At 44.2% G+C, this 24,100-nt stretch carries 18 protein-coding genes; 3 read left to right on the top strand and 15 right to left on the bottom strand.

Going from position 1 to position 24,100, the window contains the following annotated elements:
* Positions 1–257 precede the first annotated feature (257 nt).
* From V7L31_RS13220 to V7L31_RS13185, 8 genes are all read right to left on the bottom strand, one after another.
* Positions 258–1,172, bottom strand: coding sequence for a TauD/TfdA dioxygenase family protein (locus tag V7L31_RS13220; protein WP_334696641.1), 915 nt, complete (start codon positions 1,170–1,172; stop codon positions 258–260).
* 86 nt (positions 1,173–1,258) lie between these two features.
* Positions 1,259–2,059, bottom strand: coding sequence for an SDR family oxidoreductase (locus tag V7L31_RS13215; RefSeq protein WP_334696640.1), 801 nt, complete (start codon positions 2,057–2,059; stop codon positions 1,259–1,261).
* 168 nt (positions 2,060–2,227) lie between these two features.
* A complete protein-coding gene (locus tag V7L31_RS13210) occupies positions 2,228–2,575 on the bottom strand; it encodes a hypothetical protein (RefSeq protein ID WP_334696639.1) in 348 nt (115 codons plus the stop codon).
* Between the two features lie 15 nt (positions 2,576–2,590).
* A complete protein-coding gene (locus V7L31_RS13205; RefSeq protein WP_334696638.1) occupies positions 2,591–3,538 on the bottom strand; it encodes a zinc-binding dehydrogenase in 948 nt (315 codons plus the stop codon).
* A gap of 292 nt (positions 3,539–3,830) precedes the next feature.
* Positions 3,831–5,288 carry a DICT sensory domain-containing protein gene (locus V7L31_RS13200; protein ID WP_334696637.1) on the bottom strand — a complete coding sequence of 486 codons (1,458 nt, stop codon included), beginning with the start codon at positions 5,286–5,288 and terminating at the stop codon, positions 3,831–3,833.
* A 267-nt stretch (positions 5,289–5,555) separates the two neighbouring features.
* Positions 5,556–5,789, bottom strand: coding sequence for a hypothetical protein (locus V7L31_RS13195; RefSeq protein WP_334696636.1), 234 nt, complete (start codon positions 5,787–5,789; stop codon positions 5,556–5,558).
* A 283-nt stretch (positions 5,790–6,072) separates the two neighbouring features.
* Entirely contained in the window at positions 6,073–6,843 is a 771-nt protein-coding gene (locus V7L31_RS13190) for a lipoate--protein ligase family protein (protein ID WP_334696635.1), read from the bottom strand.
* 274 nt (positions 6,844–7,117) lie between these two features.
* Complete coding sequence (locus V7L31_RS13185; RefSeq protein WP_334696634.1) at positions 7,118–8,512, bottom strand: TldD/PmbA family protein; 1,395 nt, start codon at positions 8,510–8,512, stop codon at positions 7,118–7,120.
* 370 nt (positions 8,513–8,882) lie between these two features.
* On the opposite strand from V7L31_RS13185, the gene V7L31_RS13180 reads away from it, so the two are divergent.
* Together V7L31_RS13180 and rpsU are read left to right on the top strand one after the other, a co-directional pair.
* Positions 8,883–9,206, top strand: coding sequence for an RNA recognition motif domain-containing protein (locus V7L31_RS13180; RefSeq protein WP_179064326.1), 324 nt, complete (start codon positions 8,883–8,885; stop codon positions 9,204–9,206).
* 282 nt (positions 9,207–9,488) lie between these two features.
* Positions 9,489–9,680, top strand: coding sequence for a 30S ribosomal protein S21 (gene rpsU / locus V7L31_RS13175; RefSeq protein ID WP_334696633.1), 192 nt, complete (start codon positions 9,489–9,491; stop codon positions 9,678–9,680).
* A gap of 248 nt (positions 9,681–9,928) precedes the next feature.
* Here the strand turns inward: rpsU and V7L31_RS13170 are convergent, their stop codons facing one another.
* The 4 genes from V7L31_RS13170 to V7L31_RS13155 all read right to left on the bottom strand — a co-directional run bounded on the left by V7L31_RS13170 (position 9,929) and on the right by V7L31_RS13155 (position 17,972).
* The gene (locus V7L31_RS13170; RefSeq protein WP_334696632.1) at positions 9,929–11,251 is read right to left on the bottom strand and encodes a hybrid sensor histidine kinase/response regulator; all 1,323 of its coding nucleotides are present in this window, start codon (positions 11,249–11,251) and stop codon (positions 9,929–9,931) included.
* Entirely contained in the window at positions 11,248–14,118 is a 2,871-nt protein-coding gene (locus V7L31_RS13165; protein ID WP_334696631.1) for a CHASE2 domain-containing protein, read from the bottom strand. Before V7L31_RS13165 ends, V7L31_RS13170 begins: the two co-directional genes overlap by 4 nt.
* A 117-nt stretch (positions 14,119–14,235) precedes the next feature.
* A complete protein-coding gene (locus V7L31_RS13160) occupies positions 14,236–15,153 on the bottom strand; it encodes a DUF928 domain-containing protein (RefSeq protein ID WP_334696630.1) in 918 nt (305 codons plus the stop codon).
* Between the two features lie 269 nt (positions 15,154–15,422).
* A complete protein-coding gene (locus V7L31_RS13155; protein WP_334696629.1) occupies positions 15,423–17,972 on the bottom strand; it encodes a CHAT domain-containing protein in 2,550 nt (849 codons plus the stop codon).
* Between the two features lie 605 nt (positions 17,973–18,577).
* On the opposite strand from V7L31_RS13155, the gene V7L31_RS13150 reads away from it, so the two are divergent.
* Positions 18,578–19,252, top strand: a complete 675-nt coding sequence (locus V7L31_RS13150; RefSeq protein WP_334696628.1) for a Uma2 family endonuclease — start codon at positions 18,578–18,580, stop codon at positions 19,250–19,252.
* A gap of 10 nt (positions 19,253–19,262) precedes the next feature.
* Here the strand turns inward: V7L31_RS13150 and V7L31_RS13145 are convergent, their stop codons facing one another.
* The 3 genes from V7L31_RS13145 to V7L31_RS13135 all read right to left on the bottom strand — a co-directional run bounded on the left by V7L31_RS13145 (position 19,263) and on the right by V7L31_RS13135 (position 23,998).
* Positions 19,263–21,749, bottom strand: a complete 2,487-nt coding sequence (locus tag V7L31_RS13145; protein ID WP_334696627.1) for an S-layer family protein — start codon at positions 21,747–21,749, stop codon at positions 19,263–19,265.
* Between the two features lie 293 nt (positions 21,750–22,042).
* Entirely contained in the window at positions 22,043–23,035 is a 993-nt protein-coding gene (locus tag V7L31_RS13140) for a pentapeptide repeat-containing protein (protein ID WP_334696626.1), read from the bottom strand.
* Positions 23,036–23,104: 69 nt separating this feature from the next.
* Positions 23,105–23,998, bottom strand: coding sequence for a hypothetical protein (locus V7L31_RS13135; protein WP_334696625.1), 894 nt, complete (start codon positions 23,996–23,998; stop codon positions 23,105–23,107).
* Positions 23,999–24,100 lie beyond the last annotated feature (102 nt).

The raw sequence follows: 24,100 nt of genomic DNA, 5'->3' as shown, positions 1-24,100 counted from the left end.
CATCCGCGAGTGTTAAAGACTCGTTCACGAGTATAAAAGACTCGTTCACGAGTATAAAAGACTCATCCGCGAGTATCAAAGACTCGTCGGCGAGTATAAAAGACTCATCCGCGAGTGTTAAAGACTCGTTCACGAGTATAAAAGACTCGTTCACGAGTATAAAAGACTCATCCGCGAGTATCAAAGACTCGTCGGCGAGTGTTAAAGACTCATTCACGAGTATCAAAGACTCATCTCCTACTCCCAATGCCGAACTATTATGCAGTCACCGCCTGACGACGGTTGTACTCAGAAGCATCTCCCTTGATAGCCTCACTTTGTTTCCCATCGATGCCCACTGGGAGATCGCCGACAATTGTGACGCGTTGAACGTGGCGGGGCTGATTGCCGTAATCTGCGATCGCATAATGTTGAGTAGCCCGGTTGTCCCAAAAGGCTACGTCACCAACTTGCCAACGCCACCGCACTGTGTTTTCAGGACGTGTGATATATGCTTGCAACAGCCGCAGAATGTCATCTGATTCAGTTGTTGATAAGCCACGGAACTGGCGTACAAATCCGCCGATGAATAGTCCCCGCTCCCCAGATTCGGGATGGACGCGTACAACTGGGTGCAGAGTCTCGTATACAGTGGAGGTGAAGACAGCCCGGTAAGCCTTGGCATCTTCAGGTAGGTCGAATGCAGTGGCATAGTCGTATTTGTTGCTATGTACTGCCCAAAGTTGGTCTGCAAGATTACGCAAGTGAATAGGTAAATCTTCGTATGCAGTCACGGAGTTTGCCCAGATTGTATCGCCACCAGTTGGCGGAATATCAAGCGCTCGTAAGACGGAACCGAGAGGTGGACGGTCTACAAATGTTACATCGGTATGCCAGTTATTGGCGCGGGAAGTGGTGCGGCCATAATTCAGGTCTAAGACTTCTGGGTTTTCTGGCAGCGATGGTACGGTAGGGTGGGCTGTAGTGACTTCACCAAAACGACGGGCAAAAGCAACCTGTCCATTAGCATCGAGTTGTTCCTGACCACGGAAAAAGATCACTTTGTATTTGACTAGAGTCTTGCGAATATCGCTGATAATGTCATCGCTGAGGTTAGAACTCAGATTAACACCAATGATTTCAGCACCGATACGTCCTGCAACTGGTTTGATGTCAAAGTATTGAGAACCCATGTTTTTAGCTCCAAAAAGTTTATGTTTTTGATGTAGAGACGCGATTCATCGCGTCTGATTTATCGCGTCCGATTCATCGTGTCCTGTTAAACACCAGGGGTAGATCCGCCATCAACGATAATCTCTGTTCCTGTAATCGATGCAGCAAGATCGGACACCAAAAATAGCGCCAATGCGGCAATTTCTTCTGGCTGGGCGATTCTTTTTAAAGGAATACTTTGGAGGCTTTGCGCCTTCACTTCCTCGACGGTGATGCCTTGCGCTTGGGCATTTTGCCGCGCTAAAGTCTCGGCACGCTCGGTGGCTGTAGCACCAGGGGAGATAGCGTTAATGCGAATCTTGTACTCGGCTAGCTCTTTAGAAATGCCCTTTGTGAAGTTCAGCAAAGCAGCATTGCTTGTACCACCAGCTAGGAAGTTAGGGCGAGGTGTCCGTCCTGCACCGCCGATTATATTGACAATCCGGCCATCACCGCGACTTTTTTGATGGGGAACGACGGCTCTAACTAGACGGATATAGCCTAATAATTTTAAGTTCCAAGCATCCAAAAATAAATCATCTGTGGATTCTAGGAAAGACCCAGCACGGGCTGATCCGGCATTGTTAATCAAGATATCAATCTGATTAAACTGGGCTAATGTAGTTGAGACAACTTTCTCAATATCTTCTGCTTTTGTTAAATCGGCGCTGATGGCAATAACTTTCGCGCCTGGGGTGGGTAAAGACTGGATTTCAGCTACAGCCCGATCTAAGCGTTCTTGATTACGAGATGCGATCGCCACATTCACACCCTCACTATAAAGTGCTTTGGCAGTAGCTAATCCAATTCCCGCACTTCCTCCGGTAACGATCGCTGTTTTACCTGATAGTTTTAGTTCTAAGCTCATACAAACTTACCCTCAAAAATGTAATTAATCAAAACAGAATTCAGGAGTCAGGAGCCAGAATTCAGAATGAATTTTGTGCGTCTGGCGCATAGCACAGCGCGCATCTTGATTCTGACTCCTGTTAGCGATAGCGGGGCGTTTAGCCCATTCTGACTCCTGAATTCTTCTTCAATTGCGAACCAATAATATTGCTGATTGAGAGCCTATATTCTGGATATCCAAGATGGCTTGATTTTCCTCAGAAGTGCAGCCCAGAAGTATTTTGATTTCTGCATCCCGCTTTTCTAAGTCAACACTACAAATGACGGCGGTGACTTTTTTGCTAGACAAACTACCTATCCAGACATCAATATCGGCTCCATCTCCAGAGCGAGTGTTTTCCAAATATCCATAGTCCAACGGATAAACAAAGGATGGATAATGTGGATGTGATGTCCCTTTTGGGCGATCTATCTTGACATTACTAATGGCTACAAGCCGATCTAGTTTGAACCAAAAGTCAGCACTATCACTCATACCATCTGCGATCGCTCAATTTGAAATGTGCAACACAGCTTTACCAGGAAAACGCCTATCGAGTAGTTTTTGGGCCACGTCAGCTATTTCTGTCCAAGAAGCTTCTAAATCGATGTGAGGATGCAATTCACCTGCTTCTACTAGACTTAAAAGCCGTTTTAGACCGACTGATGCTGATTCAAATCTCAATTCATCGAACAGACGTAAACCATACAGGCTGACGCTACCAGTCCCAAAAAATTGAGATGCGTTGAATGTCACTTCAGCTCCTCCAGATACTCCATACAGCACAGTTTTTCCATCCTGTGCCAGTAAGCCAAGAGCTACCCCCAAAGTCTTGCCACCTACTGACTCTACAATTAGATCGTAGGGGCCGTACTCGCTAGCGGGTGAAAGGTCTTCGCCAATCACTACCGACTGTGCCCCTGCTTCTCTAACTAGAGTTTCATAGCCAGCTTGACGAATATGTGCCACAACTTGCGCTCCTGACAGTTGCGCCAATTGGATAGCGAAGTAACCAACGCCTCCTGATGCACCTGTAACCAGAACTGTCCGACCCAAAAGTGAACCACCTTTTAACACCGCATGGTATGCAGTTAAACCCGCAACAGGCAGTGTGGCAGCTTGAGCAAAAGATACCGATGGCGGCACTTCTGCTAAGGCGTTGGTGGGAACAGACACGAGTTCTGCCCAAGCACCAGCGCGGCGCAAGCCTACTACACGCGTCCCTTGAGAAGGCCCCGAACCATCGGCGGCAGGGATTTCTACTACACCTGCTAAATCCCAACCAGGCTGCCAACCAGCTTCAGCAGTGGTTGAACGTTTTACCTCTCCCCGATTTAGGGAAATTGCTGCTACCCGCACTAGAGCTTCATCTGGGGCTGGCTTTGGTGCAGTCACTTCGCTCAGTGCCAAACGCCCCGGCACATTGGGATCAACAATCACAGCACGTATTTTGCTCATAAGGTTGCCCTGGCTTAGAGATTAATTTCTAGTTTTTTGGTTCGCAATGTATTGTCTGTAATAGTGTGTAATAGATAGATTCACTATTGATTCTTAACTGCAAATTCCTGAAATTAGGTTAACGAAATCCATCAACTACGGTATTTTGATAAACTTACAGTACTTTACAGAAGTAGAAAGTAACTTATCACAGGCAGCTAGAAGAATCAAGCATTTTGTGAAAAGATTTGTTTCATCGATGGTTGGGGAGTGGAGACTAGGGACTGGGGGGAGAATAATAACTCATTACTCATTACTCTTCTGTAGCGATCGCTTTTGGCATATTGCCAACACTTGCCAATTGCACCGTAAAGGTAGAACCTTCATATAATTTACTTTTTACAGAAATAGATCCGCCAGAGCGCAGCAGCAATTGCTGTACAATTGTCAAACCCAACCCAGCACTACCATAATCTTCTGTTACTGCTGTACGCACACGATAAAACCGATCAAAGATTTTGGGAATTTCGTTTTCGGCAATACCGATACCTGTATCTCGGAATTCTAATTGGACATAATTGCCTTGAGTACGGGCACGCACCCATACTTCTCCTCCATGAGAAGTAAATTTGATGCTGTTGTGCAATAAATTAATCACAATTTGCCTCAGCCCACCACTCACACACCAAACAGATGGGAGTTCAGTAGGTACGGTGTAGGCTAACATAATCCCTTTTTCTTGGGCTAGAGGTTGGTAGGTACTGACTACTCCAGGTACAATCTCTGAGAGACGTACCGACTCCAAAGTAGTCCCTTCTAGGTTGTGTTCTAACTGCACCAATTCCAACAAACCAGTAATCAAGGAATTTTGCTGATCGCACTGGGTATTTAACATCTGTAAATAACGTTGTCGCTGGGGGGGTTTGAGACTAGGGGAATTTAATAACGAAAGTGCTGTTTTCATGTGCGTTAGAGGTGTACGCAATTCCTGACACACATTTTTCAAATATTCATCTTTGAGTTGCTCTTTGTTGTGCAGTTCTTGATTTTGTAGCTGCAATTTAGTAGTGCGTACTTTAATGATTTGACGATTAATGTCATCTTGTCGCAGGAGTTGTTTTGCGAACAATTGATTCATGAGTAAAGTTTGGGGGACCGCTGGGCAAATAAAACTAGCAGGTAAAATTGGGGATGATTCTGGGGTAATTGCTTGTTGGATACCATCAAATACTTGCTGAATTACTCTCCCCTCAACAGTATTTATAATCAGCAACGGCTGGTTTTTATTAGTCTTTACCTTCCCCGATGTTCGATTTTTGGTTTTTTTTAGTGGCCGATGAGCCAAAATTAAACTACAAAACTGGGGCGATAACACCATCAGAAAGTTTTCCCGTCGCAGTTGGCTATCGGGTGGCAGATGAACGGGGACATGATTAGGAGATGAGGAAGATGAGGGGGTATTTACTCTTCCTTCTCCCTCATCTTCCTCATCTTCCTCATTTCCTCCTACTCTTTCTTCAATCTGGCAAGTATAGATGAGACTAGACGCACCTACCGAAGATTGATAACGCGCTAATTCTGATTGCCAAATTTTTTCTGGTGGTAGCTTCACCCATAAAGTCGCTGCAATTTGCTCCTCAATTAGTAAATCAATTTGCGCTCTCACTAGTGATAGCAGAGTAGCAGGACTGAGGGACAATGGTTTAGGAGGCGCTTGCACTCCCATCACCAGTTGATAAACAGACAGATCCTTAGCTAGAGAAACATTCATGAGTCAAGCACAAAAAGGATGAAGCAAGAAATAATTCTGTCTTCGATTTTCACCTTTATGTGTGCATTTTTTACAAAATCCCCACGGAAATAAATATAAACTATAAAAAATTGGGGATTGGGGAAGAATCAAGGGGACAGGGGGGCAAGGGAGAAGAGTTTTCTCCTCCACTCCCCGCACCCCGCCCCTCTGCCTGTTTTCAAAGCCCAAGGGAACTCCAAGAAATAAATTATCCAATGTTGTGGGGCGGGCAAGATGCCATAGGTGTCAAGTTAAGGTCTCAGACCAAATGTCAACAGACCTAGCAGCCGTTCGTCGATGTCGTTGACGAACGGCTTTGACCAAGCCCATAGAACGCAGATGCTCAACCGACCAAGGGATAAGTAGTAGTTGTGAATTGTGCGCTCGTGCGCGAACGAAAAAATATAAACTGCGAAAGACCATTTCTACAGAAATGCGTTCAATGGGTTGCTGTAAAGCCACAGCGACATCAGCACACAAATTATTGAGTACTGCATAAAAAATCCAAGTAGCAACAAAAACCGTTTCCTTGCAATGCCAATGCGTCGGGATGCATTCTAACAGTCATCTTTGTGCGAGTTTTATTGTAAATAAATTAGTAGCCTCTTTCTACACTGGTAGGATATTTAATCTTGCTCTGATTCAATGTCCTCATCTGCGATCGCTCTCAAAGGTGTGATTACTCCAAAAAAAACTTTGGCTTTCTACGTGTTTCTTACATAAACTCAAGTTTCGGAATAGGGGATACCTACGGTGAGATACGCTAACGCACTTCATAAAGCGATCGCAATTTGAGGATATCCTGCCATTCGAGATCGGTGAATGGTTGGGTAACTAGTTCTATACCAAAGTATTGTTTTGCTGTCTCTGTCAATGTCTCCACAATCTTTGCAATCCAGCCATCCTCTTCCTGTGTGTTGCAAAGTGAGGTATTCCACGGTGCTGGTTGTTCAAAGATTTCCTCAAATAAACCTTTGTCTGTAGACAAAATCATTGAGCCATGTTGAAGAATGGTATTTTTTCCCTTGCGTTGGGCACTACCAATGAATTTACTTCCATCGGCAGTAATTAAGTCAGCTGCGGTTGCTGTATTGAAGCAACTGGGATTGTGAATGTAACCCCGTCCAGCAGAACCATAATTTAACTCAATACCCAAGCTTTGCCAGCCTTGGATCAAAAAGTTACAAATTTTTTCATAAGTACCCCAGCTTTTTCCAGTACTAGCTGAGGTAATTAGGGTGTAGCTTAAGTCTCCTTGGTGGAGAACAGCTCTACCTCCCGTTGGGCGACGAACTAGATCGAGTGCCTGTCCTTGGTAGATTAAATTATGCCACTGGGCAGGCCATTGTTTTTGCAGATGTCCCAAAGAGAGAGTGTATGGACACCACGTATAAAAACGCAGGGTAGGCGGATGCTGCCCCTTTTCATATTGGTTGAACAACCAAGCATCGATCGCCATTTGCACTGCTCCTGATGTCTGAAGCATTGGGATGAAACGCCAGGTGGATGGTGATTCGGTTGCTAGTTGTTTCATCTGTTTCGGACTCTGGAAAGATATTGAAGAAGAATTCAGAATTCAGAAGTCAGAATCAAGACGATCGATAGCGAAGCGGTTTGATTTTTTTACTAAGGGACTGACAAATAAAAAATATTCAATTAACTCTTGTGGGGTGGGCATCTTGCCCGCCTTATGGACTGGGCGGGCAAGATGCCCACCCCACAATATTAGATAATTTAATTTCTTGGAGTTCCCTAATTTTCGTAAGCTGACTGCGATACCCAAAATACTGGGTATCGCGGTAGATAGTTCACGTTTCTCCACCAACCACTACATCTCGAATTCGGAGACTAGGGCCACCACAACCTACCGATAAGCCATTTTGTCCTCCCTTACCACAACCGCCGGATTCATCCCAGTAAAAATCATTACCAAGAGCCTCAATATCCGCTAATGTTTGGAATACGTTTCCTGAAAGCGTTACATCCCGCACTGGTTCAGCAATTTTGCCGTTCCTAATCATCCATGCTTCCCCAGCGCTAAAGGTGAACATTTCGCCATTCGTCATCCCACCTAACCAATTACGGGCATACACTCCTTCTTTGATATCGGTGAATAAATCTGCAACTGGCGTTTTACCCCGTTCAATCCAGGTATTTGTCATCCGCACAATGGGAGTAAAGTGATAGTTGAGACAGCGAGCGTTACCCGTAGGGGCTTCCTCCAATTTGCCAGCAGTTTCACGAGAATGTAAACGTCCAACTAAAACCCCATCTTTAATGAGTTGAGTAGTAGTAGCAGGTGTGCCCTCATCATCGTAAAAATAGCTACCGCGATGTCCCTCTGGAGCCGCACCATCAAAAATTTGGAGTTCTTCCGGGCCAAACCGCCGTCCAATGGTCATAACTTCCAGCAGATCGGGGTTTTCGTAAGCCATATCAGCCTCAGAAAGATGTCCGAAGGCTTCGTGGACGAATAAACCCGTGAGAATTGGGTCAATGACTACGGTGTAAGTGTTGCCTTTTACCGATGGCAGAGATAAAGCAGCGATCGCTCTTTGAGCTGCACCTTTTACCTGTTCATCCAAATCAGTTAAATCTTCGTAAGCTTTGCGAGAGCCAGTAGTTTCCCGTCCAGTTTGGACAGTTTCGCCATTTCTGGCGGTGGCGGCAAAGCGCATTTCCATATCCACCCAAGATTGCTCGATCAAAGTACCTTCTGAGGTAGCGATGATCACTTTTTGGGCGCTGTCACCGTAACGTACTGAAGTAGTTGTAATTCGCCGATCAACACTTTTGAGCAATTCGGCATAGCGATCGCACAACTGTTTTTTCTGTGAAAGTGGGATATTTCGGGGATCTGAACCTTTTAGAGGGAGAATGCATACTGCTTGCACCGGGTCAATGGGTGCAAGTAAAGTTTCTTCATCACCAACCATCCGCGCAGCTGCGATCGCTTCTTCAATCCGATCTTGGATTGTCGCCAGTTGGTTAAAGCAGCTTAACCCCCATCCGCCTTTATAACAAGCGCGAATATGACCACCAATGGAGATGCCTTCACTGAGAGTTTCTACCTTGTCGCCACGCAACAAGATATCAGTCCCTTCTGCTTCTTCAAGGCGAATCATTAGATAATCTACACGCCCACTGTAGCGGGCGATGAGGTCAGAAAGTAAATTTTGAGCGTCAGCAAGTGTAGTCGGCATTTCCAGGTAGTCACAATGACGAACTGCATTTATTTTGCAATTATTTGGGGAATTTCTGCTAATTAATATTATGAGGGACTGGAGATTGGGGACTGGGGACTGGAGACTAGGGACTAGGGACGCAGAGCGAAAATTCTTCTTCTCTGAACCCTTTCCTCCTCTACACCTATCACTTTTCAGACCCCAATCCCCAATCCCCAATCTTTAGCTACGGTGGGTAAGAACTGAATGATGTGCTAAGGTAATCATGTGAGAAGAAAATTCGGTTGCAGTGTTTGTTTTTAGTATTGACAGGCTTTTCCCTTTTGGTCTTAACAAGCTTGTCTCCGAAATCTAAATCTCTACACACCTATGATTTTGGAGATAATGCATGTCAATTTATGTAGGTAATCTATCCTACGAGGTCACACAAGAAGACCTCAATTCTGTTTTTGCCGAACACGGTACTGTCAAACGCGTTCAGTTACCTACTGACCGTGAAACAGGCCGTCCACGCGGCTTTGCTTTCGTAGAGATGGGCACAGAAGCAGAAGAAACAGCTGCCATTGATGCTCTCGATGGTGCTGAGTGGATGGGACGTGACCTTAAAGTGAATAAGGCTAAACCCAAAGAAGATAGAGGTGGTTCTTTTGGTGGTGGAAATCGCGGCAACAGTGGTGGCGGCGGTGGATACAACAGAAATAGTCGCTACTAAACTTTGAAGATCGCTTTAAGATCAAAAATTAAGTTTTAACGTCTTAAGGGCAGAATCATTATCTGCCCTTTTTGCACTCCGGTCTACTGGATGGCGTGGAGGAGGCAGAAGGCAGGAGGCAGAAGGCAGAAGGCAGAAAGCAGTCCCCACAAGAAGTTTCAAAAGCCTTGAATGAAAGAATAACTGGGGACTGGGGATTAGTATTTTTACTCAGCAATCAGCACTTTCAAGGCCTCCTGCCTTTCCTAATTATGCCCAGTATCAATTAAGTAGGAGATGAAAATGACACAAGTATTTGTGGGTGAAAATGAAGGAATTGAGTCAGCGTTGCGTCGATTTAAGAGGGAAGTTTCCAAAGCAGGTATTTTTCCAGACATGAGAAAGCATCGTCACTTTGAAACACCTTTGGAAAAACACAAGCGCAAAGAAGTCGCAAGGCACAAACAACGCAAGAGAAATTTCCGTCATAATTGATTTGATCATTAGCGATACTTACAGTGAGCTACGCTAACGCACTGTCTCATTAGATTCTTAGCTGTCGAAAAGGCGATCGCTGTACTCCAAAGAAGAATCTAATGAGTAGGTTTTGAGCTTCACAAAGCTTTCCTGTTATCAGATATCTATCAAAATTATTCTAAATCTTTTTGAGTTCCTGCTGTTCTGCATCGGTTAGAAGTTCTAGAGATCAGTAGTTAAAAAATAATTTATAATTAATTTATAATTCAAAATTCATCATTATTCGGTAATATTGGCAAAGTAATAATAAACTTTGTCCCCTCGCCAGGTTTTGATAAGCAGTTGACTTGTCCATTATGTTTATCCACAATAATTTGATAGCTGATCGCTAATCCTAGCCCAGTTCCCTTTCCTACGGGCTTAGTTGTGAAAGATTGCTCAAAAATTCGAGTTTGTACCTCATCGATCATACCTGGGCCGTTATCTTGGATACAAATTGTAACAGTTTGTTGCTGAAGATCAACCGATGTCGTAATGGTGATGATGTTTGGGCAACCAGCAATCTCTCGATCGGACTGGTTTTGATGGAGTTCATCAAATGCATCAATGGCATTGGCGATGATATTCATAAACACCTGGTTGAGTTGTCCAGGATAGCAGCTGATTGGAGGTAATTCACCATATTGTGTTACAACCTGGATTTTAGTGCGATCGCCCTTACCCTGGAGTCGATGTTTCAACAGCATTAAAGTACTATCGATTCCTTCGTGAATTTGAAACTCCACCTGAGATGTAATATCTGCACGAGCAAAAGTTCTCAGAGAGAGACTGATATCTTTAATCCGGCTAATTCCCTGGTGCATTGATGCCAGTAGTTTCGGCAGATCCTCTGCCAGATATTCCAAGTCGATTTCTTCAATAAGCTCTTCAATTTCCAGGTCTGGATGCGATCGCTTCTGCTGTTGGAGGTTCACCAGACGAAGTAGATTATTTACATATTCTTCAATATAGGATAAATTTCCGCTCACAAAACCAATGGGATTATTAATTTCATGACCAATACCTGCAACCAACTGTCCAAGAGTGGACATTTTCTCACTCTGGATCATTTGTAGTTGAGTTTGTTGTAACTGTTGTAGAGATTGAGTTAATTCTGCGGTGCGTTCTTGCACACGTTCTTCTAATGTGCGAGTGAGATGGGAAATTTTTAGGTGTAATTTTAAACGGGCAATGACTTCTTCTTGTTGGAAAGGCTTCGTAATATAGTCAACTGCACCAATTTCCAATCCCGCCACCTTGTCTGTAGAATCAGAGAGGGCAGTCATAAAAATCACCGGAATATTCTGAGTGATGGGATTAGTTTTTAGCCTGCGACAAGTTTCAAATCCATCTATACCCGCCATCATTACATCCAAGAGAATCAGATCGGGATGAGCATAAGCTGTTTGTTCGATCGCAGACTCTCCATCTGTTGCCATGAGGGCTTTCCAGCCACACCCCTGAATCGCTTCAGATAGCACCTTGAGATTATTTGGATTATCATCCACCAACAAAATACGTATGGGTTTCGAGAGAGGAACAGCGATCATGGATGTGACTCCGTTGTGACAAACGATTTGAGGAAATTACGGATTTTTCCGGTTTGGAAATTGGCGGTGAGTTTGCTTAACTCTGCTGCGAAGGGGGCTAACTGAGTGTTTTGTTCAATTAGTTCTTTCAACATTTCTTCGATCGCTGAGATATCCCCCATCATTGCCAGATGATAGAGTTGTTGCAAAACCTCCTGGGATGGTAGAACCCATTCACTATCAGTTATTTGCTCACTTTTTGGTTGAGATAAAGATTGGGTATATATCCACTCCACTTTCAACAGCGATCGCAATCTATCAAGTAGTTGATCAATCTGGAGGGGTTTGGGCAAGAATGCAGTTGCCCCTGCCTCTAAACTCCGCTGGCGATTTTCCTCAAAAACGCTGGCACTAGAGACGATAATCGGAATAGAACGAGTTTGCAGATTCTCTTGCAGGTGAACCATTAGCTCAAAACCATCCATATTGGGCATAGCTAAATCGAGCAAAATCACATCTGGATTGTGTTCAATTGCCATCTGTAACCCATGTTTGCCGTCAGTCGCTTCTAGGGTTTGACAGCCAATTTCTTGTAGCAGACTGGTTAATATAGAACAGTGGTTGCGATCGTCATCGACAATGAGAATTTGAGGCGCACTACCCCGAATCCCGATAATTTTCTGGGGAGTTGGGGCATAGGTGTTGCCCGTCGTAGACATCGCTTTTTCCTGCCAGTCATTTATGCCTAGTCCGTCGTAGACATCGAGTGGTACTGGTACTGTCAAATCCAGCCAAAACAGACTTCCTTCGCCCAGGTGACTCTGCACCTGAATTTCACTCCCCATCAATGCCGCAATTCTTTGGCTAATTGCCAATCCCAAACCAGTACCTTCAGATCGCTGTCCGGCTTCACCAACTTGCTCAAAGGGCAAAAAGATTTTCTCTAGTTGGTCTGGTGACATTCCAATACCCGTATCTTCAATCTGAAAACGAATATTGAGAGTTGGGGATTGGGGATTGGGGGTTGGGGATTGGTTATTTTCCCTGTTCCTAGTCCCCAGTCCCCAGTCCCCAGCCTCCAGTACCTCCACTTTAAACGTGACGCTACCGCTATCTGTAAATTTGATCGCGTTGCCCAACAAGTTAATTAATACTTGCCGCAGACGTTTTTCATCAACTTCAATGGTGAGTGGTAGGCGATCGCTAATTAAGATATTAAATCCAATCCCTTTCTGTTGGGCGCGGATACCACAAATCTCAGTTACACCATGTAAGAAATTGGGCAGATGCACATTAGTGACAACTAAATCCAATTTTCTCGCTTCTATCTTTGAGAGATCGAGAATGTCATTGATCAGCATCAAAAGGTGTGAGCCGCATTGGTAGATAATGCTAACTCCTTCTAGGTTTTTAGCTGTCATATTTGGCGATCCTTCTAGTACCTGGGCAAAACCAAGGATGCCATTGAGAGGTGTGCGTAGTTCGTGGCTCATATTGGCAAGAAACTCACTCTTGGCCTGATTGGCAGCATCAGCAGCAAGCTTTGCCTCAACTAATTCATGAGTTCGTTCTTCGACTTTCGTCTCTAGGGTTTTGGAATAATCCAATAGTTGGCTGTTGGCAATTTCCAGTTGGCGATTTGTTTCTTCTAACTTCCGCTGTTTATAGGCATTAGTTGTTGCAATCACACTGCCGATAAAGGCGGCTAAGGTTGGTGTTACTGGAATTAAAACACCATATAAAAACATCCCATAGCCACCCCATAGATAGGCTCCACTCATGCCTACAGTTGCCCAAAGAATTTTGCCGCCGGGAATCCGCAGCCTGCTACTGGATAATAACCAACTGCCCGTAGAACCAATGACAGAACACAAAACAATCCAGAGTGATACAGAAATGCCAGAAACACCGTGCAGACTGGCTTTTCCTGTTTTTGCTCCTCGTACTAGTTGATGAGCAATATTGGCATGAACAACCACACCTGGAGTCGGTTTTTGAGCAGAGATCCAGGAAGAGAAGGGTGTGCTGAAGAAATCATTAGTACTGGAGGCGATTGAGCCAATAAATACCATGCGATCGCGCATCAAATCTGCCGGGATTTTCCCTGCTAACACATCGCGCATCGCAACTGTCCGAAATGCTGCATCGGTTCCATACCAATTGAGCAGAATTTGATAGCCTCCTAAATCGGCATCGGTATAACCTGCTTCTTGATTTTGCAGTGGTAAGTAAATTTCTTTACCCAACCGAAACTTTTGTTTTTTGGGATCAATGCTTTCTAAGCTAATTTTTTCAGCTTCGAGGTACTTCAGGGCTACCAGGGTTGCCAGTCCGGCTTTAATGGTGTTTTGCTCTTTGGCATCTTCAGCGGTGAGCAACGCCCGACGCACAAAGCGATCGCCATCTAATACCAAATCGGCTAATCCTACCTGATCCTTTTTTTTCAATTCCGGTGGGGGATTGACGCGTTCACCGGTAATTTTCTCAACTCCAATTAAATTGGGAGTGTTGCGGAAGACTTGCACAAGTTGCTCATGTCCGTTTCCTTCTGGTAAATCTCGATAGAGATCCAAGCCAATGGCGCGGGGTTGCTGCGATCGGATTTTTTCGATTAATTGTGCCAGCGCCCAGTCTGGAATCGGCCATTTACGTACTGATTGGATATCGCGCTCATCGATTGTAACAATCACAATCTCATCAGCGTAGGCGTAGCCCTCCATAGGCATCACTTGTGAAGATCGCTGACGAACCCATTCGTCACGAATTTTCCATTCTGGTAAATTAAAAAGTCCCAACGATTGCCCAACTATAACCGTTAAAGCAACGCTGGGAGTAATAATCAAAACGCTACGAGTACGTTGGATAAAAGCCTGGAATCTGCGCCACATATTGGGAATTGGGGACTAGGGACTGGGGACTGGGGACTAGGAATTGGGGACTGGGAACTGTAAAGAATTCACTACCTCCTCTCCCCCCACGCCCAATCCCCAATGCCTAAATTGGCATTATTTAGTAGATGCTAATAAGTTTGCTTTGACAATTTCCTTTAAACTCACTGAAGACAGAAGTTCTTCCCATTGTTTGCGGAGGTTTGCATTGTTAGGTTCGGAGGTGTATGCCGTGGCCAGTGTTGCCACACAGTCATACCAAACACCATTTTTACCGAAAGCAGTAGCTCGCTTCAAAGCATCTTGCTCTTGCATTGCAGTTGCCAACTCAGCACTGGGCTGGATACGCTGAACCCAACCATCGACGTAAGGCGTACTTGGGCTGAGTTGTCCATCTAGTTTGAGCGCTAGAAACCATTGATAGTTTTTACCAGCGACTAAAGCGGGTGCATTAGCTGGTAATTTGATTGCGATTATCCCAGTTTTCTCCGCAACTGGAATGTTCATCTGATACTGCATATTGCCAGCTTCATCCTTGAGGCTGAATACGGCTTCTTGGGCATTGGAAGTTGGAAGATATACCAGTATTGTGGGACGCTCGGACACTGTTGTGCCATAGAAGTTTTGAGGCAAGAGAGCGATTAGCGCTGGTGGTTCTGTTGTACTTACAGTTGATGAATTCAAATAGTAATTACCAACGCGAGAAGCACCTCCTGTTGCTTGTTGGGGCGCACCCTTCCCAGCAGTCGGAGTAAACAGGTTGCCGCGAGAAGCACCTCCTGTTGCTTGTTGGGGCGCACCCTTCCCAGCAGTCGGAGTAAACAGGTTGCCGCGAGAAGCTCCTCCCGTTGCTTGTTGGGGCGCACCCTTCCCAACAATCGGAGTAAACAGGTTGCCGCGAGAAGCTCCTCCCGTTGCTTGACTAGGAGAGCCACTGTTGATCGGTGGAGTAAATGTAACAGCATGGGCGCTATATGTACTGCAAGCAATCAGAGCGATGACGCTCAATATACTAGTTAAATATCGACGTTTCATGATGTTTTACCTCGTCTAATTGCAATTTGATACAAAATATGTTTCCTGTGACTATGACCAGAAACTAAATCCAAGCAACAGTCAAAAGATGTTGAGTTTTGGATTTGTGTGACTCAGAAGGGGGAAAGTGCATAGCGGGATGTTAGTCCGGCATGAATCAAAAGAGTCTAAAGTCTCAAATTCGGGAACTTCTAGTATAGGCAAAAATTAGCGGAATCACTGTAAAAATAGTATGTATTCGCTACAACAGACTGCGTATTATTACTTATCTAGATCCAGTTTCCAATCAAAACAAAGGCAGACCAAAAGAAGGGATCGTGGAAATCAGTTTGGCGGATTAGGCTAATTTGTGCTTGTCTTAGGGCTTCGGCTTTAGTGATTTTAGGCTGTTGCAGTTGGTCATAGAAGCGAGTCATGAGCATAGCGGCTGCCCGATCTTTAACGGGCCATAGGGTGGCGATAGTTGAGCGAGCGCCAGATTTGACAGCCAAGCCTGCTAGCCCCAGGACGGCGCGATCGTCACCTGCTGCGGTATCACAGGCACTTAGTACCAGCAACTCAATGGCTTTCGATGGATCGCTACCCCGACTTTTCAGAAGTTCAGATAATTCTTTAACGTTGACTTCTCCATCCCAAGTCAGCAAAAAGGTATCTTCAAGACGCGAGCTAAACTGTCCGTGGGTTGCGAGGTGGACAATATCTGCGCTACTAGATTTCACCCGTTCTGCCAGGGCTTGACTGGTAAATCCCTGATTTAGCAGCAGAGAGGAGGACATTGCCTTGGAGATTTGTTTCACTTCTGATTCCACAGCAGGTAAAGCACTAAAGCCTGCACGAGCTTGGCTAATGCCACCCACGATCGCAGTGATGTGATTTTGATGAAGCGATCGCGTCGTCATTAATTGCAATCCTGGTGAGAGGGCGACTGCATACTTCTCGATGAGATATTCTTTACCGTCATACAAAGCTGCTATCGGAATATTCCGCAACCGACCATCCAAAACAAACACCAATGTCTTAGTATCAATGAATGCTCCATCTACTTCTGATGGACGAATCAACCAATCATAAATCTGTTGGGACAATCGATTCTGATCTTTGGAATCAGAGACAGGGTTGAGAGCAACTAAAAAGTTATCTAGAGTCTGCTGAATTTCAGTTTGAGATTTGTGAGTTACATAAGAACGGAGTGGTTGTCCGGCTTTCGAGAGGATTACTGTTAAACGATCTGGTAAGATAATGGGATAAACGACCGTTGCATTGGGATCAACTCGATCGATTTGTTCAGTTTTATCTAAACAAGCTTCTCGAAAAAAGTTATCGAGTTCGGCAATTTGGAGTGCCTCAATTAATTCACGAGCTTGCATTAGTGCTGCTTGACTCGGTTGATTATCTAAAAGTAAATCAACTAGTTCTCGGTAGATAGGCTCCACACTGCTGCGAAAAGAGAATTGGACATCAGGGTTGATAGCTACCAAATCCCCCCGCAGCGCCTTTAAGGCATTGACTGCTTCTGTATAGGCGGTAATTGCTTGGGAGCGATCGCCTTGTTGTTTATATAACTGTCCCATCTGCCAAGCAGATTGAGCAATGATATCATTCGCTTGGAGTTGATGGGCAATATCGAGAGATTTCTGAGTTAATTCCTGTGCTTCAGATACCTGCTGTGTACGACGATAGAGTTTTCCCCACTGATGCAGCGTGTATGCTTGGGCTTGAGCATCTTGGATTTCTTGTGCAGACTGGAGTGTGACTGCCATCAGTTGCGCTAAATCTTTTAGCGGTAGGATTTGCTCAGGATTTGACTGGCGATTGAGGGTAGCCACAAAATTGATCGCGGCGTAGAGGGAGGTGTGACTGGGGGGTAGTTCCCGGAGTTGTTGGAGTAGTTGAGGTGCAAGTGGGGTAGCGAATTCCGGTTTGTTGTAATCGAGAAAGAGTTTGAACTGAGCTAAACGCCCTTGTAACCGATCGCTGGGATTTGTCGCTAAGAGTTGAGCCTGTTCAAAGTTATCTAATGCTGCTTCTGGATCTTGTAAGTTAACGGCAGTTTGGCCTAGGTTGAGAAGAATAGAACTTAACTGCGGTTGGGCTGAAATTTTGTGGGCGATCGCTAAACTTTGCTCTAAAACCAGTTTACTGTTACTAGAGTCGCCAATTATTTGCAGAGCTAAACCAAGCGATCGCAATCCGCTAATTTTGATTTCATTATCCGGCATCCCTTGGAGTTTTTGAGTCAGCACCTCTAATTGTTGTTTGGAACGACGGTAAAATCCCAAACTTTGTAAAGCTTGTGCCTGGTTGATTTGACTACCCAAGCTTCCCATTGTGTCGCCTGCTTGCTCATAAAATTTTTGAGCTTGTTGCCAATTTTCCAGAGCGGTTTCAGCTTTACCAGTATGCAATTGCAAATTTGCCTGGGTATTGAGTACCTGTGCCCAAAGAACAGCATCAGCAGAAGGAATGGAGGTTTGCAACAATTTCAGACTTTGCTCAATAGACTTTTGGGCTGCTGGCCATTGATTAAGTTCTTGTTGTGCCAGTGAAAGGTAACTCCAGCTTAGGGCTTCGTTCAGGCGATCGCCTTGGGTATGATACTGTTGTGCTGCCGTTTGCCAAATTGTCACGGCTTCTGCAAAGCGTCCTGAACGGTAGAGGTTCCGTCCCTGTTCTAGCCAATTGCTAGATTCAGGAGAAGAGATTACTGGGGTTGTTGCAGGTGGAAATGCTTTTACAGGTGTAATGTTCAATGCTAAACACAAACTTAAAATACTGAAGCTAACATATAGCCAACGAGTTTGTTTAATTCCGAAAGCCATAGATAATTACTTATTATTGAGCAGTTTGTTTCAAGATTAGTCACAGCACCAGTGTTGATAAAATGACTAGATTTTATGTATAATTCCCAACTTATAATGCCAGCTATCAGTTAATGAGCGATCGCATACAATTAAAATACTGTGTCATTCCGGCTTACAGCTATTTTCAGGTAAATAGACCACGCGGTAGGGTCACAGCAATGCTCATTAGTCAACTTAACGTGAAACTGCTTGTCCGCCGGGAATTTCAATTCCCGTCTCATAGTTAAAGTCATCTGAAGATGACTAAATATCGCCAAAAATCTCCAGTCTACTTCAGTAGACTTAAGCCGATTAGTCCGAAAATTTATTTTTGAAGTAATAAGTAATGATTAATGGGTATTACTCATTACTCATTACTCATTACTCATTTATTTCCGGGCGGGCATGGAAGCCAACAGATAAGCTATTTCCAGCTTAAGTTGACACCTATAAGCAATGCTCTGCCCTGACGGCTTTGAGATGCACAGCGCGATCGCCCTTGGCGTCTTGTAGAGAAAAATACGAAGTCCATCTACTTGCCCATTAATTTTTAATTTTTAATTTTTAATTTGGAGCGAAGCGACATGACCACCTTCTTTCGCAGCGATGCAGATTTAGATTTCCCCGATAGCGACGGTAAACCAATGGCAGACAATACCGAACAGTTTCGTTGGATCGTCCTAATTAAAGAAAATCTAGAAATTTTATTTGCTAACGAACCTAACGTGTTTGTGGCGGGAGATTTGCTCTGGTTCCCGGTGAAATCGCGCTTAATCTCACCAGTTGCACCAGATACAATGGTGGTATTTGGTAGACCGAAGGGACGGCGCGGGTCTTACAAACAGTGGCAGGAAGACAATATTGCCCCACAAGTGGTATGGGAAATTCTCTCACCCAGCAACAATGCAAATGAGATCGAACGCAAGCTAGAATTTTACCAAACTTATGGGGTGGAAGAATACTATCAGTATGACCCAGACCGCTACGAACTCAAAGGTTGGCGTCGGCTTGGTGAACAGTTACTACCAATTGCTCAGATAGATGGATGGACAAGTCCTCTGTTGGGAATTCGGTTTGCAGTGGGCAACCATGAACTGGTGATTTATAGACCAGATGGGCGGGAATTCTTGAGTTCAGTGGAGTTGGAGCAACGGGCTGAACAGGAACGTCAACGGGCTGAACAGGCGGAGCAACAATTGCAGGATATGCAGGCGTTGCTTCAGCAGTATCGCGATCGCTTTGGGGAATTAGACCGTTAATACCAAAAAATTAACTCCTCTTAAGCGCAGCACAGGTTAATGGTTGTTGCACCTGAGCAGAAGATTTATCTGCAATTAACTCAACGTTACCCTGGGCATTGCGATGCCAAGTTGTAGCCTCAATGATAACCTCCGGTGATGAGGGAATTTGAGCATTGTTCTCACCCGTTTTCCGGTATGCAGAGAGATCGCGGATATCAGACCAAGTGCGATCGCTCGTGACTTGCTGATTGGGATTTTGCGGCACACCACCCCGTCCCGTTGCCACAAAACGACTGCCTTGATTGCTGGCGCAGCCTGTGACAATTTGCTGCGATGGATCAATTACATTTACTGGCAGTTCCACTAAGCCAGAGTTTGGATCGATGCCAATGGTATTGATTTGCACATTCCCATTCACACCTAACTGTGAACTCGCCGTAATATCATTGTCAGGGGTGAGTTGATCGCGGAATTTTAGTCCAAAGATGCCTTGGGTGGTGATTTGGATATTACCACCCTTGCCTCGTACCGCATTGGCAATAATATCGCTATTTTCTGAGCCGGCGATGATGGGTGCATTGATGCTAATATTACCCCCATTCCCTGAGCCGCCAGCTGTTGATGAAATCAGACTATTATCTCGTAGAAACAACAGGCTGCTGGCGGACAATGCAATATTGCCACCATTACCAGATTCCGTTTGTGCCTGGATAAACCCCCGATCCTTTAATTGGATGGTATCTGCATTGATGTTAATATTGCCACCATTTCCCCTACCTTGACTGGTGACACTGACTGTCCCGCTATCCGTCAGCGTCAACTTCGGTGTGGTAATGCTCACAGTACCAGCATTGGCTGTGAGTATATCTGGCAGACCAAATCGCTGCCGCAATAACGGATCGGGTCGGAGGCTGGAGGCGTTAATACTACTATTACTTGCCCGACCTTGACCACTGATTGCGATCGATTCAGTAGCGTTGATGCTCAAATCTCCCCCATTTCCGACAAAAAATGCGGTAGCGGCAACTGCTCCCCCATCCAGAATTTGCAATTTGGCAGTGTTCAGCGTCAAGGTTTTGGCACTTCCGGTTGCAAATGTAATTGAGCTAATGTTGCTGTAAAGTCCAGAAGGGCTTTCTCCAATCACTGTGGTGCTGGTGTTGCGAATCGTCACTTTACCAGTAGCAGCACTGCCAAAGGTAGTCGAAGACAGTGATGCACCGCTTGATATTAGTAGACTATTGCTATTGACGAAAACATCACCAGCATTCCCAGTACTTAGTGTAGCAGTATTAATGCTGGTAATGTTACCAGCATTAGTGGGTGAAAAGCCAGACAGTTCGATCGCAGTTGCATCGATGTGAATATTTCCACCGGAAGCTTTTCCAAGGGTTGTGCTATTCAACCCAGCCCCCTGCTTGAGGGTAAGCCTGGGAGTAATTATGCTGATTTTCCCACTAGCTCCGATACCCAAAGCTTCACTACGTACCCCGCTGCGAATTGTAGCATCAGCTGTTGTGCCAATCAAATCAATGGCCTCCGTAGCCTGGAGGTGAATGTCACCGCCGGGGAGATTGCCGAAATTTTGCGCCAGTACCAGAGAGCCATCGGTAAATTGAATCTGCCTACCCTGAATTTGCACGGAGCCTGCATTCACCCCGCTGATATCTAATAGCGATCGCTGTGCCAGTTTAATATCGCCAAAGCTTTGTACATCGCCATATCCCAATGTATAGCCTTGTGCGGTTAGTATCAAGTTGACCAATCCTGCACCCTTTACACTACCCAATTCAACTCGCCCTCTTTCAGCGCTCAAGGTTGCCCCATTTAAATATAGGTCGCCACCCACTAAAGCTAGGGTATTTCCCGGCTGTACTTGCAGTTTTGTCGCACTGGGAATTCGAGCCAGGGGAGCCAGAGTCAGTCCACTGGGATTGCTCAAGGAGTGTCCAGTGCCTTGAACGGTGATTGATGCCGGATTGTTGCCCAGTTGCAACCCAATGGGAACATTGATACTCAATAACGGGGCAGCTTGAGAATTAATGGCGCTAAATTCAACCCCATTGGCAAATTTAATACTGTTAGCAGTTGTACCAATAAATGAACCGCCGATGTTCAGTTGGGCATTAGCTCCAAAAATTATCCCACTAGGGTTGATCAAGAACATACTAATGGGATTGTTACCATTAATTGTCTGAATTAAGCCATCAATGTGAGATATATTACCGCCAGTCACACGGCTAAAGATGGTAGAAATGTTGGGCGTGTTCATTAAATTAAACGTAACTGAACCGCCAGTGGGAACCGAAAACTGCTGGAAACTATGAAAAAGATTACTATTGGCGGCATTGCCGTTAGTAATGCTGAAGTTATTACCACTTTGAGAGACAGTAGTACTGAGGGTGTTATCAGATGTCACCTGAGCGATCGCGCAGCGACTCCAAAGGAGTATCGCAAGTAACAGTATTCCTTGAGTCAATAACCCACTTGTGAATCGAAAAGCGATCGCTCTCATACCATAAATCCTACTCTTATCTTCTGGATATTAGAATTCCCAAAATAGTCATCTAGCTAGCACCCTTTGTCTAGAATCAAAATGCTGGGGTCAACACGGTACTTGAGAAGATAAGTATAACGACGTGAAAAAACCAAACTATGCAAAGATAATTTGGATGAATCAGGGTTTTGTGCATGGAGTGAGCCAAGTTACAGCGTTTGCCCTGGTTGCCCTTACGGGTGTACCTCACGTAAATGAGAACCGCTATACTATTGGACTCAACTGCAACAAATGCAAACTGCTATATATTTTTAATCGTTAATTGTTCCATCAGGCATGACCGCACCACGCAAATCTGCACCAGTTAGATTTGTACTACTCATTTCTGCTCTGATTAGATTTGCTTTACTTAAATTAGCGCCAGTCAAGTTTGTCCTAGCAAGATAGGCATCAACTAAGTCTGCTTCCGTGAGGTTAGCCCCACGCAGGTTAGCCCGACTTAAATCAACTCTATTTAACCTTGCAAAACTCAAATTTACCCCACTCATCTGGCATCTAGTCAGTTTAGCATCTGCCATAATTGCACCATACAAGTTAACACCTGTAAGTTCGGCATCAATAAGATTTGACCGTTCCAGCCTGGCGTTCATCAGGTTAGCACCTTTTAAATTAGCACCCCCGATGTTAGTATCTGCCAGAGAGGCATTATACAAAATCGCTTCACTCAAGTTAGCGTCACTCAAATCGGCATAACGTAGCGTTGCTTCACTCAAGTTAGCACCACTCAAATCAACTTTAGATAAATCTACACCAGTTAAATCAGCGCCTCGCAGGTCAGCCTTATGCAGGTTAGCACCCCGTAAACTAGCAGAATACATTCTCTTTTCTTCTCGCAGGTTAGCACCACGCAAGCACGCACCAGTTAGATTTGCACCACTCAAATCGGCACCACGCAAATCGGCATCCATCAAGTTAGTATCTAACATATACGCCAAGGTTAAATTGGCATTACGCAAATCAGCACCCTGCAAAGTTGCACCATGTAAATTAGCATCATGCAGGTTAGCACTGATTAAACTTGCCTGATTTAAGTTCGCGCCACTTAGCTTTGTACAAACTAGATTTGCTTTATTTAGGATTCCTCGATTTAGATAGCTAAAAATTAGAATAGCATTACCCAAATCTGCTTTATTTAAAGCTATACCAATCAAGTCTGCACCAAACAAATTTACTCCATTTAAGTTAGCCTCAACAAATTTTGTTTCTCCATTTTCATATCGCTGAAGAAGTTCATTAGCATCCATATTTTTCCTATCTCAATTATCATAATCTTTCCAAATTTTTCCCGACTCAAGAATATTCAAAAGTTACGATTACTCTTTGGTAGAAGGTACTATAAATTGACAAGTATTATTATCATCAATCGCGAGTGCATTTTTTTGATGAGGATTAACTAATGTTCTCATTTCTAGAGATGAATCTTTCTTAAACGGTTGATATCCGTTAGTGCTGGGTGATATATTGCCATATAAACCTCGCATAGATTGGATGATTGCACTAGCTGCTTGGATATTCTCATCCGGCTTACCTAGAGATATAACAGCACTATTTAGTTTAGATTCAAGCTCTCTAATAGTTGGACAAGTATGAAATAATCTCAGCAATAAATCATCAAGTTGTTCAGCTTTCAGTTTCAACCAGTCTTCTTCATTGAAAGTAAACTTTTTGTAAAGTGCAGAGAATAAAACTATTTTAGCCCTAAGTGGGTTAGTATACTTCATAATATTTTGCCGTAAATCAAACTGATTGTATTGATTTTTGGTTTGATTATTTGGAGATTTATCTATAGAATTTGATGATATTTGCCCAGAATTATCAAATTTCTGTTCTTCTGGATGAGGTTGATTTAATAATATTCCTGTTGCTTCTTCTGGATGAGGTTGATTTAATAATATTCCTGTTACTTCATCAGGCATTATATATAGCTTCTGCATTTCATGAGAAATAATACTGGCGAGTAGGGCGTATTCGACTTGTTTATTAAGGGTTTTTACAACTTTAGATAAACTATAATTTAAGTTATTTATAGTTGGATTTAATCTGTATAACTCTTGAATTAATTCCTGTAATTTAAACCTATCTAGCGTCTCTTCATCATTCTCCCAAATATTTTTACAAGCTGAGTATATTAATTTTTTAATTCGTTTTGAGTTCTCATGCTGTTCTAAATGTTTGGTTACTGAATCGAGGCTAGATATAGTTTTCATCAGCAAATCTCCGGCACAGGTATTAAATAGCAATAAACAAGACTTACGCACTGAAAATTTTAAACCTAGATTCCTCCTAACTTTAAAAAGGGGAACCCTAAG

The sequence above is a fragment of the Nostoc sp. genome (assembly GCF_036916655.1).
GTDB lineage: Bacteria > Cyanobacteriota > Cyanobacteriia > Cyanobacteriales > Nostocaceae > Nostoc.
Note: the sequence above shows the minus strand (reverse complement) of the source record. Positions and strands in the feature narration are given on the sequence as shown.